At 72.1% G+C, this 14,309-nt stretch carries 12 protein-coding genes and 1 pseudogene; 4 read left to right on the top strand and 9 right to left on the bottom strand.

What is annotated here, in order from left to right:
* Positions 1–73: 73 nt before the first annotated feature.
* The 6 genes from FNH04_RS27170 to FNH04_RS27140 all read right to left on the bottom strand — a co-directional run bounded on the left by FNH04_RS27170 (position 74) and on the right by FNH04_RS27140 (position 7,593).
* Entirely contained in the window at positions 74–919 is an 846-nt protein-coding gene (locus FNH04_RS27170; protein WP_152788428.1) for a sugar phosphate isomerase/epimerase family protein, read from the bottom strand.
* 32 nt (positions 920–951) lie between these two features.
* A complete protein-coding gene (locus tag FNH04_RS27165; protein ID WP_152788427.1) occupies positions 952–1,944 on the bottom strand; it encodes an SCO3242 family prenyltransferase in 993 nt (330 codons plus the stop codon).
* A 116-nt stretch (positions 1,945–2,060) separates the two neighbouring features.
* The gene (locus FNH04_RS27160) at positions 2,061–3,476 is read right to left on the bottom strand and encodes a phytoene desaturase family protein (RefSeq protein ID WP_152788426.1); all 1,416 of its coding nucleotides are present in this window, start codon (positions 3,474–3,476) and stop codon (positions 2,061–2,063) included.
* 143 nt (positions 3,477–3,619) lie between these two features.
* Complete coding sequence (locus FNH04_RS27155; RefSeq protein ID WP_152788425.1) at positions 3,620–4,465, bottom strand: inositol monophosphatase family protein; 846 nt, start codon at positions 4,463–4,465, stop codon at positions 3,620–3,622.
* 134 nt (positions 4,466–4,599) lie between these two features.
* The gene (locus FNH04_RS27150; protein WP_152788424.1) at positions 4,600–6,426 is read right to left on the bottom strand and encodes a gamma-glutamyltransferase family protein; all 1,827 of its coding nucleotides are present in this window, start codon (positions 6,424–6,426) and stop codon (positions 4,600–4,602) included.
* Positions 6,427–6,759: 333 nt separating this feature from the next.
* Positions 6,760–7,593, bottom strand: a complete 834-nt coding sequence (locus FNH04_RS27140) for an LPXTG cell wall anchor domain-containing protein (RefSeq protein ID WP_228031636.1) — start codon at positions 7,591–7,593, stop codon at positions 6,760–6,762.
* Positions 7,594–8,025: 432 nt separating this feature from the next.
* Between FNH04_RS27140 and modA the strand changes: the two genes are divergently transcribed.
* The 3 genes from modA to FNH04_RS27125 all read left to right on the top strand — a co-directional run bounded on the left by modA (position 8,026) and on the right by FNH04_RS27125 (position 10,882).
* Positions 8,026–8,841, top strand: a complete 816-nt coding sequence (gene modA, locus FNH04_RS27135; protein WP_152788423.1) for a molybdate ABC transporter substrate-binding protein — start codon at positions 8,026–8,028, stop codon at positions 8,839–8,841.
* Entirely contained in the window at positions 8,838–9,707 is an 870-nt protein-coding gene (gene modB, locus FNH04_RS27130) for a molybdate ABC transporter permease subunit (RefSeq protein WP_322723973.1), read from the top strand. The genes modA and modB overlap by 4 nt, the downstream gene beginning before the upstream one ends.
* Before the next feature lie 80 nt (positions 9,708–9,787).
* Positions 9,788–10,882 (top strand): ABC transporter ATP-binding protein, encoded by a 1,095-nt coding sequence (locus FNH04_RS27125; RefSeq protein ID WP_152788422.1) that lies wholly within the window; start codon positions 9,788–9,790, stop codon positions 10,880–10,882.
* On the opposite strand, the pseudogene FNH04_RS47925 reads toward FNH04_RS27125, so the two are convergent.
* Positions 10,872–11,050: pseudogene (locus FNH04_RS47925) on the bottom strand (class I SAM-dependent methyltransferase); the annotation flags it as partial. The gene FNH04_RS27125 and the pseudogene FNH04_RS47925 overlap by 11 nt on opposite strands.
* A complete protein-coding gene (locus tag FNH04_RS27115; protein WP_152788421.1) occupies positions 11,043–11,717 on the bottom strand; it encodes a DUF4232 domain-containing protein in 675 nt (224 codons plus the stop codon). The gene FNH04_RS27115 and the pseudogene FNH04_RS47925, both read right to left, overlap by 8 nt.
* 242 nt (positions 11,718–11,959) lie before the next feature.
* Here FNH04_RS27115 and FNH04_RS27110 point away from each other — a divergent pair, with 242 nt between their 5' ends.
* Entirely contained in the window at positions 11,960–12,628 is a 669-nt protein-coding gene (locus tag FNH04_RS27110) for a hypothetical protein (protein ID WP_322723971.1), read from the top strand.
* A 79-nt stretch (positions 12,629–12,707) separates the two neighbouring features.
* Here the strand turns inward: FNH04_RS27110 and FNH04_RS27105 are convergent, their stop codons facing one another.
* Positions 12,708–14,258 carry an NCS1 family nucleobase:cation symporter-1 gene (locus FNH04_RS27105; protein WP_152788420.1) on the bottom strand — a complete coding sequence of 517 codons (1,551 nt, stop codon included), beginning with the start codon at positions 14,256–14,258 and terminating at the stop codon, positions 12,708–12,710.
* Positions 14,259–14,309 lie beyond the last annotated feature (51 nt).

Genomic DNA, 14,309 nt, shown 5'->3' with positions numbered 1-14,309 from the left:
GGGCGGGAGTGTGACGACCACGTGAGAACCTCCAGTGAGGTCGCGGGAGTGGTGGGCTTCCAGGAGGCCGGGCCTACGACGCTGCCGCGCGCAGGAACTCGATGGAGCGGCGGGCCACTTCGGGGGCGTCGAGGGAGCCGCCCTGGATCTCGACGGAGACCAGACCGCGGTGCTCCAGTTCGCGCAGGGCCGACAGCACGGGCGGGAAGTCGATCTCGCCGGCGCCGAACTCGAGGTGCTGGTGGACACCGCGCCGCATGTCCTCGATCTGCACGTTCCGCAGCCGCGGGGCGGCCAGGGACACGCAGTCGAGCACGGGCCGCTCCTCCACGCAGTGCGCGTGCCCGATGTCCAGGGTGATCCCGAACCGTTCGTGCCCCTCGACGCGTTCGGCGAGTTCCAGGCAGCGCTCGACGGTGTCGACGAACATGTACGGCTCCGGCTCGAAGGCCAGCGCCACGCCGTACTTCTCCGCCGTCTCCAGAACCGTCCCGACACCGACGGCCAGTCGCTTCCACGCGTCCTGTTCCGGCAGCCCCTCCGGCGCGGGACCGCTGCAGAGGTGGACGGTGGGCGACCCGAGGTCGGCCGCGATGCGCAGGGCGCGCCGCAGCAGGTCCACCCGGAGCTCGGCTCCGTCGGACATCAGCGTGGGGAGGTGCTTGCCCCAGGGGTGGAGGAAGTAGGGCGCGCCGGTCTCGACGGTGACGTCCAGTCCGTGCCGCGCGAGGTGTTTGGCCAGCACGGCCACGCGTCGGGTCAGGTCGTCGGTGTACGGGTCGAGGTGCACGTGGTCGAGGGTGAGGGCCACTCCGTCGTACCCGAGGTCGGCGAGGACGACGAGGACGTCGGTCAGCCGGTGGTGGGTGAAGCCGTTGGTGCCGTAGCCGAATCTGAGTGGGGTGGGGGGAGGTTGCATACGGACGGTTCCTCAGCGAGGTCTCGGTGGGGTCAGGTGGGGGATATGCGCCGGGCCAGCCGTCGCGCCAGGGGGTGCGCGACACCGAGCGCGGCGGCGACGGCCGGTGCTCCGCCGCGTGCGGTGAGCGCCGCCTGCAGGGGCATCAGTCCGAGGATTCCGGCGCCCACGGCCCGCCGTACGTTCTCCCCGGAGGGCTCCCGCACGGCGCGCGCCTGGGCCGTCCCGTACGTGCCGAGGTAGGCGAGGGCGCCCGCGGCGACCACGCCGGTACGAAGCACGGCCGGCCAGGTGCGGGAGGTGGCCGGGAGGCGCCCGGTGCGGGTGGCCGCGGCGCGCACGGCGGGGAGCGCCGTGGCGAGCGCCGTCGTCGTGGAGACGGCGAGGGTCGCGGTCGGCAGGCGGGCGGGGGCGCCCGAGATCTCGTGGCGGCTGAGGGCGGTGAGCGTGTAGGTGTGGGCGCCGACGAGGGCGGCGGGTACGGCCCCGCGGAGCAGCGCTTCGCCGACAGAAACGTTCCCCCTCGGCCCTTTCCCTGGGGCCAGCGCACCGGTCAGGACATCCAGCGCTCGGGCCCCCGCCATGGCCGCCGCGCCCGCCGGGCCGGCCTTGAGCCTCAGGTCGTACGACCACACCAGGCCCGCCAGCGGGAGCGCTCCCACAAGGCTCCTCCGCCCCCCGGCGACGGCCGCGAGCCCGAGACCCGCCGCGGTCAGCCCGCCCGCCACGGCCAGCGCGGTACGGCGGGGTACGCGACCCGAGGGGATCGGCCGTCGGGGGCGTTCGACGGCGTCGACGGTGGCGTCGGCGTAGTCGTTGAGGGCCATACCGGACCAGTAGAGGCATATGGACGACCCGATGATTCCTAAGGTGCGGGCGCCCAGAGGGTGTCCGGCTGCGACCGCTCCCGCGATCACATCACCGGGGACACTCAGCGCGGCCGGCGCCCTGACGAGCTCCGCGAGATCGGCGAGGCGCACAGCAGACCGGGATCCGAAGCGGAGAGCCGCTTTCCGATCTTTCATGTCCGCACTTTACTCGCGGCACTTGAACCCTCAGTTATCTACTACCAGGTAACGGGAGTGACAAAGACGACAGCGATTTCCCTTTTCGTCAACTCTCAACCAGGTGTAAAGGGGGGTCATTTGGGCTGGGCCCGCAGCCGTCTCCACACCGCCTTGGCCGCGTTGTGCCCCGACATGCCGTGCACACCGGGTCCCGGCGGAGTAGCCGACGAGCAGATGAACACCGCTGGATGCGGGGTGCTGTAGGGCCGGAGGGAGAGCCTGGGCCGGAGCAGGAGCTGGAGCCCGGAGGCCGCGCCACAGGCGATGTCCCCTCCGACGTAGTTGGCGTTGCGCGCGGCCAGTTCGGGCGGTCCCGCGGTCGCCCGGGCCAGCACACGGTCACGGAACCCCGGTGCGAAGCGCTCCAGTTGGCGCTCTATGGCGTCCGTGAGATCGCCGGTCCAGCCGTTGGGAACGTGGCCGTACGCCCAGAAGACGTGCTTGCCCTCGGGAGCCCGGGTGGGGTCGGCGACGCTGGGCTGCACGGTGATCAGGAAGGGCGGGTCCGGAGCGCGGTCCCCGCGGGAGGCCGCGTACAGGGCGGCGCCGATCTCCGACTCGCCGGCCGCGACCTGGACGGTGCCGGCGCCGCGCGCCTCCTCGGCCGTCCATGGCACGGGGCCGTCCAGCGCGTAGTCGACCTTGAAGACGCTCGCCCCGTACCGGTACGTCTCGTAGTAGCGGCCGAAGCCCGCGATCCGGGCCAGGGAGGCCGGGGAGGTGTCGAAGACGTACGCGCGCGCGGGCGGGAGATCGTCGAGGCGCTTCACCTCGTAGTCGGTGTGGACGGTGCCGCCGAGGTCCTGGAGGTACGCGGTGAGCGCGTCCGAGACGGCCTGCGAGCCGCCGCGGGCGACGGGCCAGCCGCCGGTGTGCGCGGCCAGCGCGAAGACCAGGCCGACGGCGCCGGTGGCGAGCCCGTCGAGCGGGGCCATGACATGGGCGACCAGCCCGGCGAACAGGGTCCTGGCGCGCTCGTCGCGGAAACGGCGCGTCAGCCAGGTGGACGGCGGCAGGCCGACCAGCCCGAAGCGGGCCAGGGTGACCGGGTCGCGGGGCAGCGCGGTCAGCGGCAGGGACATGAAGTCGCGGACCAGGGTGTCCCAGCGGGGCAGGAAGGGCTCGACCAGCCTGCGGTACGTCCCGGCGTCGCGCGGCCCGAACGAGGCCGCGGTCTCGGCCACCGACCGGGACAGCACGGCGGCCGTCCCGTCGAGGAACGGGTGGGCCATGGGGCGCTCGGCGTGCAGCCACTCCAGGCCGTACCGGTCGAGCGGCATGGCCTTGAACGCGGGTGAGTTGACGCCCAGGGGATGGGCGGCCGCGCAGGGGTCGTGGCGGAAGCCGGGCAGCGTCAGCTCCTCGGTACGGCAGCCCCCGCCGACGGTGTCCCGTGCCTCGAACACGGCCACGGAGAAGCCCCGACGGGCCAGCTCCACGGCAGCCGTCAGTCCGTTCGGCCCCGCACCCACCACGACCGCATCGAGCATCGACGGCACCTTCGGACTCCTTCGTCAGCCGATGGCCACTCCTGATCAGGATATGCCGGGGGACCGACAGGCCCGGCCACGGGTGGTGTGCGGCGGGTGACAGGGTGCTCGCGGTGCGGGTCCGTCAGATCGGGCCCCGCAGGTCAGGCTCCGCCCGACAGCAGTCCCGCCACCCGGCGAGCCGTGGCCTCGTCCCGGGCCGCGGTGAACGGCAGGGCGTTGGAGCCGGTAATACGGAACGGCTCCCCCGCGCGGGTCAGATGCGTGCCGCCCGACTCCTCGACCAGGAGGAGGCCGGCGGCGTGGTCCCAGGCCGCCTCCCAGGAGAAGGCAGTCGCGTCCAACTCGCCCCGGGCGATGGCGAGATACTCGAGGCCCGCCGACCCGCACGGGCGCGCCGCGACTCCTTCGGTGCACAGGCTGAGCAGGTCGCGCTTCTGTTCCTCGGTCGTGTAGTCCGGGTGGGACATGGCCACCCTCAGATCGTCGCCGGGCACCGGTGAGCCCGCGCGCAGGGGCTCTCCGTCGAGGGCGGCACCCCGGCCCCGTACGGCGACGGCGATGCGGTCGAGGGCCGGCGCGTAGATCCAGGAGGCCTGGACGACCCCGCCCTCGGCCAGCGCGACCATGGTGCAGAACCCGTCGTTCCCGTGGACGAACTGGCGGGTGCCGTCGACCGGGTCGACGATCCACACCGGCGCCTCGCCCCTGATCGCCTCGTACGAAGCCGGGTTGGCGTGCACCGCCTCCTCGCCGACCACGACGGAGCCGGGCAGCAGCTCGGTGAGCGCCTCCGTCAGATACAGCTCGGCCTTCCGGTCGGCGTCCGTCACCAGGTCGTGCGGGCCGCTCTTCTGGTCGACCTCGTGCGCGGCGAGCCGGCGGAAGCGCGGCATGATCTCCGCGGCGGCCGCCTTACGCACCGCTTCCTCGACGTCGGTGAGGCGCCGGGCGAGAAACTCGTCGATGGTTTCCGTGTCTTCGATCATGTCTCCATGAGAGCACGCACCACTGACAAATCCCGCCCTGCCGGTGCAGTGTGGGTGGAATCACCGTGAACACCGAAAGTCGCGGGGCGCCGGAGGCCCCTTGCCGGCAGCCGCCTTGAGGGACCCGGCGGTGTTCAGCGTCCGACCGCGTAGCCCTGCATGCCCCGCGGGTTCGCCGCCGCGGACAGCACACCGGTCTCCGGATCGCGGGCGACCGCGCACAGCCGGCCCTCGGACCAGGCGTCGCCGACCGTCACGTCATGGCCGCGCCGGCGCAGTTCCGCGACGACCTCGGCGGGCGTACGGGACTCCACGGTGACGCTGCCGGGGCGCATGCCGCGTGGGTAGAAGGAGCCGGGGAAGCCGTCGTTGTGCCAGTTCGGCGCGTCGACGGCGCCCTGGAGGTCGAGGCCACCCCGGACGCGGGGGCGCAGGGCGACCGCGAGGAAGAAGTGCAGCTGCCACTGGTCCTGCTGGTCGCCGCCGGGCGTGCCGAACGCCATGACAGGCACCCCGTCGCGCAGCGCGAGCGACGGCGTGAGCGTGGTGCGGGGGCGCCGGCCGGGGGTGAGGGAGTTCGGCAGGCCCTCGTCCAGCCAGGTCATCTGCAGCCGGGTGCCGAGCGGGAAGCCGAGTTCGGGCACGACCGGGTTGGACTGGAGCCAGCCGCCACTGGGCGTGGCCGCGACCATGTTGCCCCAGCGGTCGACGACGTCCAGGTGGCAGGTGTCGCCGCGGGTGCCCCCGTGCGCCGCGACGTCCGGCTCACCCGGCACCGGGGACAGCGGGCTCTTCGCGACCGTCGGCTCGCCGGCTCCCATCGGGTGGGAGCCGGGGTCGTCGGTGGCCACCACGCGCGCGTGGGCGCTCAGCCGCGGAACGCGCCCTCCGGGACCGCCGGGCCTCAGTTCGTACGAGGCCGTGTCACCGACGAGGGCGCGCCGCGCCGCGTTGTACTCCTCCGACAGCAGCTCGTCCAGCGGCACCTCGGCCGCGTCGCCGTACCATGCCTCCCGGTCCGCCATCGCGAGCTTGCAGCCCTCGACGAGCAGGTGCACGTACTCCGCGGACCCGTACCGGGGCAGTTCGGGCGGGAGCAGCGCGAGTTGCTGGAGCAGCACCGGGCCCTGGCTCCAGGGTCCCGCCTTGCACAGGGTCCAGCCGTTCCAGTCGTACGTCGCCGGCGCCTCGTAGGAAGCGGACCAGGACGCCAGATCGGCGGCCGTGAGCGTGCCGGTGTGGCGCTCGCCGCTCGTGTCCTTCGTGGGCCGCCCGGCCTGCCGTACGAGCGCCTCGGCGATGAATCCGGTGCGCCACACCTCCCGCGCCGCCTCGATCTCGGCCTCCCGGTCCCCGGCCCCGGACACCTCGGTGAGCAGCCTCTTCCAGGTGGCGGCCAGCGCGGGGTTGCGGAACAGCTCTCCCGCGCGCGGGGCCTTCCCGCCCGGCAGGTACACCTCCGCCGACGAGGTCCACTCCTCCTCGAAGAGGCCGCGCACGGTCTCGACGGTCTCGCCGACGCGCTCCACGGGAGCGTGCCCGTGCTCCGCGTACCCGATGGCGTACTTCAGCACATCGGCAAGGGACTTGGTGCCGTGGTCGCGAAGGAGCAGCATCCAGGCGTCGAACGCGCCGGGTACGGCCGCCGCGAGGGGCCCGGTACCGGGGACGAGATCCAGACCGAGTCCCCTGTAGTGCTCGATCGTGGCCCCCGCGGGTGCGACGCCCTGCCCGCACAGGACCCTGACCTCGCCGCCCGCCGGGGCAAGGACGATCGGGACCTCCCCCGCCGGGCCGTTGAGGTGGGGCTCGACGACATGCAGGACGAAGCCCGCGGCCACGGCCGCGTCGTACGCGTTGCCCCCGCTCTCCAGAACGGCCATCGCCGACTGCGAGGCCAGCCAGTGAGTGGAGGACACCATGCCGAAGGTGCCCTGGAGGGTGGGGCGGGTGGTGAACATACGGCCTCTCACCTCGCTGCTTCCGCGCATCGACCGGACCGATCGGCGCTCAGGGCCGGTCCTGGGGAGAATCTGGGGAGTTCGGGCCGGAGCTCTCCTCCCCCCGTTCCCCCAGCAGGCTATCGATCGCCATGCGCCCCTTCTTCCCTGCCTCCGGCACCGAGGGAAGCGTACGTGTGTCTCAGCACGTGGAACCCGTGGTTCAGGACCGCCCCGGAGCAGTTCAGCCTTGAAGCGTGAGGTACTCACGGCCAGGGAGTACCAGGCCGGGGCGGCTCACCACGACGGAGCCGCCCTACGCTCTGGCCGCCACCGGTGTGCGGTGCCGGGCCGTCAGTCCTGCTGCGCGGCGGTCCTGCGTCGGCGCAGCACCAGATAGCCGCCGGCGGTGAGCATCAGGGCCGCCGCGGTGGCGATGCCGATGGCGGGTCCGGCACCGGTGGCCGCCAGGTCACCGTCGCTGCCGCCGTTGGGCGTGGCCGACGCGTCGTCCGACGGCGTGCCGGAGGTCTCCTCGCACGGCTCGCTGGACGTGTCGGAGGAGGTCTTCTCGCAGGTTTCGCCGGAGGTGTCCTCGCAGGATGTGTCGGAGACGTCTGCGGGGGCTTCGTCGCACGGCTCGTCTGCGGGCTTCTCCTCCGGCTTCTCCTCCGGCTTCTCTTCCGGCTTCTCCTCCGGCTTCTCTTCCGGCTTCTCTTCCGGCTTCTCGGAGGGGGCCGACGCCGGCGCGGGGCAGGTGTGCGAGAGGTTGAACAGTTCCAGCTCACCGCCCTGCACCTCGGCGATGGCGGAGGTGAGTTCCGCGCCGGGTGCCGAAGCGACGTAGGCGTGCTTGTCGGACGGCGGTCCGAAGTCGGTGACCACCTGCTGTCCGCCGGGTTCGAAGGTCACGGTGAGCTTGACGAAGTGCGAGGAGTTGCCCGGCAGAACGAAGTGCCACCCGTCCTGGGCCGCCGAGATGCCGGGGCACTCGCTGTTGTCCTTCTGCGGCACACCACCGCTGGTGGAGGTGGCGGTACGCGGAAGTTCCTGGCGCAGCTGGACGGTGTAGGTGTCGTCGCTCGCGGCGGCGGGCACCGCGCCCGCGATCAGGAACAGGGCTGCCGCGGCGGGCAGAGCGATGAGAGCCCGAGAGGCCACGGACAACGAGGGCATGGGCATGGGCATGGCGGGAGTCCTCTGACGCAGATGAGGGATGCGGGCCGTGGGGGGCGGCTCAGCATCCTGGCTGCCATACGGCCTGGTCAAGGGCCCGGTTGTCCGTATTGTCGCCAGTTGTCCGCCCTGTTGGATCCCGGGCGGATAACAATTCACGGCTGCCACACGAGCCCGGCCCGGGTACGACAAAGGCCAGTGCCGCAGGGCACAGTGCGGCAGCTCCCCTTCGGCCGACCCGGCACGTCCAGGACGACGGACCGCACCCGAGCGAGCCTCCCACCGCATATACCGCCCATCAGCGCTGGCGTCCCTGCTTATGCGATCCCAGGTGACCTTTGCACCTTGCATATGCGGAAGTATGCTCGTCTCGACGTACGCACACCCACCGGACCGGTGAAGCAGCTGCCTCGCCGCGAGTCCGTAAGAAGGAGCAGATCCTTGATGACCCGTTCCGTGCGCCGGATCCGCCGCCCCCGCCGGATGTCGCAGGCGGCCGGTGCGAGTGCCGCCGCACTGCTGGCCCTGAGCGCCTGCTCCTCCTCCGACGGCTCCTCGACCGCCACGTCCGGCTCCTCGGGGCTCTCCGGCACCGTCACCGTGTTCGCCGCGGCCTCGCTGAAGGAGAGCTTCACGACACTGGGCGAGCAGTTCGAGAAGGAGCACCCGGGCACGAAGGTGACCTTCAGCTTCGGCGGCAGCGACTCGCTCGCCGCGAGCATCACCGGTGGCGCCCCGGCGGACGTGTTCGCCTCCGCCAGCCCCAGGACGATGGCGATCGTGACGGACGCGGGGGACGCCTCCGGTACGCCTGCCACCTTCGTACGCAACCAGCTGGAGATCGCCACCCTGCCCGGCAACCCCGAAAGGATCTCCTCCCTCAAGGACCTCACCAAGTCCGGTCTCAAGGTCGTGCTGTGCGACAAGGAGGTGCCGTGCGGCGCCGCCGCGCAGAAGGCGCTGGAGGCCGGCGGCCTCGAGCTGACACCGGTGTCGTACGAGCAGGACGTCAAGGCCGCCCTGACGAAGGTCGAGCTGAAGGAGGCCGACGCGGCGGTCGTCTACAAGAGCGATGTGGACGCCGCGGGTGACAAGGTGGAGGGCGTGGAGTTCCCCGAGTCCGCCGACGCCGTCAACGACTATCCGATCGCCCTGCTCAAGGACGCCCCCAACGCCGAGGCCGCCAAGGCGTTCATCGCGCTGGTGCGGTCCGCCGAGGGCCAGGAGGTCCTGACCGGGGCCGGGTTCCTCAAGCCGTGACCCAGGTCGACGAGTGCGGCCCCGTGCCCGGCCCCCCGACGGGCGGACCGCGACGCCGGCGCGGCCGGGCGGCCGTCTCGCGGCGGCGCAGCCCGGTTCCCCTGCCGTTGCTGCTGCCCGCGCTCGTGGGTCTGGCGTTCCTGGTCCTGCCGCTGATCGCCCTGCTCGTCCGCACCCCGTGGGCCGGTCTGCCGGGCCGGCTGACCAGCCCGGCGGTGTGGCAGGCCCTGCAACTGTCCCTGCTCTGCGCGACGGCGGCCACCGCGGTGAGCCTGGTGGTCGGCGTGCCGCTGGCCTGGCTGCTGGCCCGCGTCGACTTCCCGGGACGCGGCCTCGTACGGGCCCTGGTCACCCTGCCGCTGGTGCTGCCCCCGGTGGTCGGGGGTGTGGCGCTGCTGATGGCGCTCGGCCGCAACGGGGTCGTCGGGAAGTGGCTGGACGCGTGGTTCGGGATCACCCTGCCCTTCACCACCGCCGGGGTCGTGGTCGCCGAGGCGTTCGTCGCCATGCCGTTCCTCGTCATCAGCGTCGAGGGCACCCTGCGGGCCGCCGATCCGCGCTACGAGGAGGCCGCGACCACGCTGGGCGCCTCCCGGTTCACCGCGTTCCGCCGGGTCACGCTGCCGCTGGTCGCACCGGGTATCGCGGCGGGCGCGGTCCTCGCCTGGGCGCGGGCGCTGGGCGAGTTCGGCGCGACGATCACCTTCGCCGGCAACTTCCCGGGCCGTACGCAGACCATGCCGCTCGCCGTCTACCTTGCCCTGCAGAGCGACCCGGAGGCGGCGATCGCCCTCAGTCTGGTCCTGCTGGCCGTGTCGATCGCGGTCCTCGCGGGACTGCGCGACCGCTGGATGACCGCCTCATGACCGAAGGACGACCGACGACCTCCACGGACGACCGACGACCGACGACGGACGACCGACGACCGACGACGGATGACCGCCTCATGACCGACATCGAGAAGACCTCGCACCCGTCCGGCACCGCACCGCGTCCCGCCGACGAGGGGCTGGACGCCCGTCTCGTGGTCGACCGGGGCCGCTTCCGCCTCGACGTCACACTGAAGGCCGCCCCCGGTGACGTCGTCGCCCTGCTCGGCCCCAACGGCGCAGGCAAGACCACGGCCCTGCGCGCGCTGGCCGGCCTGGCTCCCCTCACGGACGGGCACCTGCGGCTCGACGGCGACTCGCTGGAGCGTACGCCGCCCGAGTCCCGCCCGGTCGGCGTCGTCTTCCAGGACTACCTGCTCTTCCCCCACCTCACCGCCCTCGACAACGTCGCCTTCGGCCCCCGCTGCCACGGCGCCACCAAGGCGGAGGCGCGTGCGCGGGCCGCCGAGTGGCTGGAGCGCATGGGGCTCGCCGAGCACGCCGGCGCCAAGCCCCGCCGCCTCTCCGGCGGCCAGGCCCAGCGCGTCGCCCTCGCCCGCGCCCTGGCCACCCATCCGCGGCTGCTGCTCCTCGACGAGCCCCTCGCCGCGCTCGACGCGCGCACCCGCCTCGACATCCGCGCCCAACTCCGGCGCCACCTCGCCGACTTCGAGGCCGTCGCCGTACTCGTCACCCATGACCCGCTCGACGCCATGGTCCTGGCCGACCGCCTCGTCGTCATCGAGGACGGCCACGTGGTGCAGGAAGGCACACCGGGCCACATCGCCCGCCACCCGCGTACGGACTACATCGCCCACCTGGTCGGCCTGAACCTCTACAAGGGGCAGGCCGAAGGGCACACAGTACGACTCGGCTCCGGGCCCTCGATCACCACCACCGAGGACCTCGCCGGACCGGTCTTCGTCACCTTCCCCCCGAGCGCCGTCACCCTCCACCGCGACCGCCCCACCGGCACCAGCGCCCGCAACCTCTGGCACTGCGAGGTCGCCGGCCTGGAGACACACGGCGACCAGATCCGCGCCGACCTCACCGGCGAACTCCCTCTCGTCGCGGACCTCACCACGGTCGCCGCCGCCGAACTGGGCCTCCACCCCGGCGCCCCGGTCTGGGCGACGGTCAAGGCGGCGCAGACCCACGCCTACCCGGCCTGACGGCCCGGCGCGCCTCGGCGAACGCCCGCACCTGGTCGGCCCGTTCCAGCAGGTGTACAGGGGCCCGAGGAGGAGCACCACGTCGTACGCCGCGTCCTCGGCGGGCAGCGGGCGGGCGTCGCCGGGGCGGACGGTGACACCCGGCAGCCGGGCGCCCTGTTCAAGGTGCAGGGGTCTTCTCCCACGCCGTCGTCCCGATGCGCCCCGTGTTGCCCAGGTCGATACGGCCCTGAGGGGTGATCACCTCGGAGGGCCCGCCCTTCGCCGGAGTGATCCGCAGGTACGTGCCGTTGACGGCGGTCGTGGTGGTGTCGGTGACCGTGTTCCGCCAGACCAGCTCGGTCATGGCGGACTCGCCGGGCTTCAGGGTGACGGGCTTCGGGCCGGAGTCGGGCTGCCCCGTGGTGATCGGCTCCGTGCCCTGGAGGATCTGGACGTCCAGGGGTTCGCGATGCTCGTCGAGGACCTGGAGCTTCGGGTAGCCGGCCAGGCGGTACGTCGTCCTGCCGCAGTTGGTGAGGGTCACTCCCATTGCGCGCAGGCCCATCGCGGCGCTGACCGGGCCCGGCTCGATCCGGACACCGGAGGACGGGCAGGAGTCGGACGGCATGGGCGCGGGAGGGTCCAGCGGCCCGGTGTCGATCGGAGGGTCCGAGGGCGACAGCCCCGGCGGCTCCGCCCCCGCGGACGCGGCCGTCACCGAGGGCCGCCCCGTACGACCGGGGTCCGCCTCACGCTCCAGCTCCGCCGAGAGCCCGCAGCCGCTCACGACCAGGGCGGTGACGGCGGCGACCGGTAACGCGGAGGGTGCCGTACGGCGACGTATCGGGCTCATGAGCCCGATCATGGCACGCCACCTCGACGGAATCCGCGACTCCGTGACTCCGCGAACACGTTCCCGGCCGGGGAGCGCAATGAGGGCTCATCGGTGCGCGGTTGACCCCGCCGTCAACCGCGAACCGCCGTCACCACTCACACACGGAGCGAGTTGGCACTTCCGCCCCACAGGCTGTCGTGTGACACTGGCGTCCCCCACCGCCGTGCGGACCCCCGCACCGACTCCGCGAGAACCCCACCGTGCGTGAACTTCCTCTGCCGCTCGCTCTCACCGCGCGCCTGCTGCCGGTCGCCCTGCTCGCCTCGGCGGGCTGGGCGTTGACGTCCGGTCCCTTCGCCGCGGCTCCCGCCGCCGACGACTCGGGCCGGAAGAACGCGGCCGCGCCCGGGTCCGACGAGTCCGCCCCTTCGACGTCCGCGGCCGCCAAGACCTATACGAAGCCGCCCGCGCCCTGCGACAGCCTCGCGGAGAAAACGGTCAAATCTCTTGTCCCGGGCGCCAAGACGGCCGGGCAGGAAATAACGTCCTCCGACAGGTCCGTACGCCGCACCTGCTCCTGGAACGCGCTCAAGGGGTACGACTACCGCTGGCTCGACGTGTCGTACGAGATCAAGGACTCCGACGCCAAGGCCAAGTCCGCCTACGAGCAGCGCGTCACGGAGAAGAGCGGCGGAGGGGCGGTGCCCGGTCTCGGCGACGCGGCCTATTCGGTCGTGAACCTCACCACCGAGGACAAGCAGCAGTCCCGCGAGGGTGCGGTGATCGCCCGCGTGGCCAATGCCGTGGTGGTCGTCACGTACAACGGCAGCGACTTCGAGACGAAGAAGGCACCCGGCACGGACGAGATCAACAAGGGTGCCATCAAGGCCGCGAAGGAGGCCGTGGCCGCGCTGACCGAAGCCCAGTAGGGCGACGTTCGTCCAGCGCGGCCACACCGCCAGGTGGACCGTCGGGCGCCACCGCCAAGCGAACCCGTCAGGCGGACCGTCAGGCGTCGGCCGTCTGCCGTTCCCTTCCGCCCATCAGCGCCACGTACAGCACCAGCGACGTGGCCAGGCCCACGGCCCAGCCGTAGTCGGCGAGCGGCTTCAGGAACGGGATCAGCCCGTCGGCCGGGAAGGGCCCGGTCGCCACGCCCTTCGCGTCCACGGCCGAGTACGAGCCGCCGACCGCGAGCACACCGCCGACCACGAAGGCGGCGACGGCCTTCCAGTTCCAGCCGGACGAGTACCAGTAACGGCCGCCGGGCGTGTACAGGTCCGCGAGGTGGAGCACCGTGCGGCGGACGATCCAGTAGTCGGCGATCAGGATGCCCGCGACCGTGCCGAGCAGCCCGCCGACCACACCGAGCCAGGTGAAGATGTAGAACTCGGGCGTGGAGATGAGCTTCCACGGGAAGATCAGCACGCCGATGACACCGGTGATGAGCGCGCCCGTACGGAAGTTGATGAACTTGGGGGCCAGGTTCGCCAGGTCGTACGCCGGGGAGACCACGTTCGCCGCGATGTTCACGGAGATGGTGGCGACCAGCACGGTGATCAGTGCGAACAGCAGACCGAAGACGCTGTCCGTCTTGGCCGCCAGGGTGACCGGGTCCCAGATCGCCTCGCCGTAGACGACCTCCGAGCCGGAGGTGACCAGCACGGCGAGGATCGCGAAGAGCGTCATCGTGGTGGGCAGGCCGAGCGACTGGCCCCAGGTCTGGGCCTTCTGGCTGGCTCCGAAGCGGGTGAAGTCGGGGATGTTGAGGGACAGGGTGGCCCAGAAGCCGATCATGCCCATCAGGGAGGGGAAGAAGACCGGCCAGAAGTCGGGGCCCCAGCCCAGCTTCGAGGGCTGCGACAGCAGTTCGCCGAAGCCGTCCGCCTTGACGGCGATCCAGATCAGCAGCACGAAGGCGCCGACGATCACAAAGGGCGCGGCCCAGTTCTCGAAGTGCCGCAGGAAGTCCATTCCGCGGTAGATGATGGCGATCTGCGCCGCCCAGAACAGGACGAAGCAGAGCCACAGCGGCCAGGGGTTGCCCGCGATCTGACCGGCCTTCTCCCACTCACCGCCGGTGAGCTTGGACCCCAGGGCGAAGATGCCGCTGCCGCCGATCCAGGTCTGGATGCCGAACCAGCCGCAGGCCACGGCGGCACGGATCAGCGCCGGGATGTTGGCACCGCGCAGACCGAAGGAGGCACGGGCGAGCACCGGGAACGGGATGCCGTACTTGGGTCCGGCGTGCCCGGTGGCCAGCATCGGCAGCAGCACGATGATGTTGGCCAGGGCGATGGTGAAGACGGCCTGCTTCCAGTCCATGCCGAGGGCGACCAGGCCGGAGGCCAGGGTCCAGCTGGGGATGCAGTGGGCCATGGAGATCCACAGGGCCGCGAAGTTGTACGTCGTCCACTTGCGCTCGGAGACGGGGACGGGCCGCAGATCCTCGTTGGCGAAGGGGCTGTCGGCGGGGAAGGCCTCGGGGGCGAGCTCGATCCGGCCGTCGCTGTCGGCGGTCTGGGATATCGGCGACCCCGTGGGGACTGTTTCGGTCATGGGCAGGCCAATCAGGAGGTGGGACGGGAAAGGCCGGGCGGTGGCCGGGGG

The organism is Streptomyces phyllanthi, assembly GCF_009377205.1.
GTDB classification, from domain to species: Bacteria; Actinomycetota; Actinomycetes; order Streptomycetales; family Streptomycetaceae; genus Streptomyces; species Streptomyces phyllanthi.
The sequence above is the reverse complement of the archived record's forward strand: the minus strand, read 5'-3'. Positions and strand labels throughout refer to the sequence as shown.

Bases quoted from the DNA above. Each gene is read 5' to 3' on its own strand.
- FNH04_RS27170 (WP_152788428.1), bottom strand. From the start codon at position 919: ATGCAACCTCCCCCCACCCCACTCAGATTCGGCTACGGCACCAACGGC.
- FNH04_RS27165 (WP_152788427.1), bottom strand. From the start codon at position 1,944: ATGAAAGATCGGAAAGCGGCTCTCCGCTTCGGATCCCGGTCTGCTGTG.
- FNH04_RS27160 (WP_152788426.1), bottom strand. From the start codon at position 3,476: ATGCTCGATGCGGTCGTGGTGGGTGCGGGGCCGAACGGACTGACGGCT.
- FNH04_RS27155 (WP_152788425.1), bottom strand. From the start codon at position 4,465: ATGATCGAAGACACGGAAACCATCGACGAGTTTCTCGCCCGGCGCCTC.
- FNH04_RS27150 (WP_152788424.1), bottom strand. From the start codon at position 6,426: ATGTTCACCACCCGCCCCACCCTCCAGGGCACCTTCGGCATGGTGTCC.
- FNH04_RS27140 (WP_228031636.1), bottom strand. From the start codon at position 7,593: ATGCCCATGCCCATGCCCTCGTTGTCCGTGGCCTCTCGGGCTCTCATC.
- modA (WP_152788423.1), top strand. From the start codon at position 8,026: ATGACCCGTTCCGTGCGCCGGATCCGCCGCCCCCGCCGGATGTCGCAG.
- FNH04_RS27125 (WP_152788422.1), top strand. From the start codon at position 9,788: ATGACCGACATCGAGAAGACCTCGCACCCGTCCGGCACCGCACCGCGT.
- FNH04_RS27115 (WP_152788421.1), bottom strand. From the start codon at position 11,717: ATGAGCCCGATACGTCGCCGTACGGCACCCTCCGCGTTACCGGTCGCC.
- FNH04_RS27105 (WP_152788420.1), bottom strand. From the start codon at position 14,258: ATGACCGAAACAGTCCCCACGGGGTCGCCGATATCCCAGACCGCCGAC.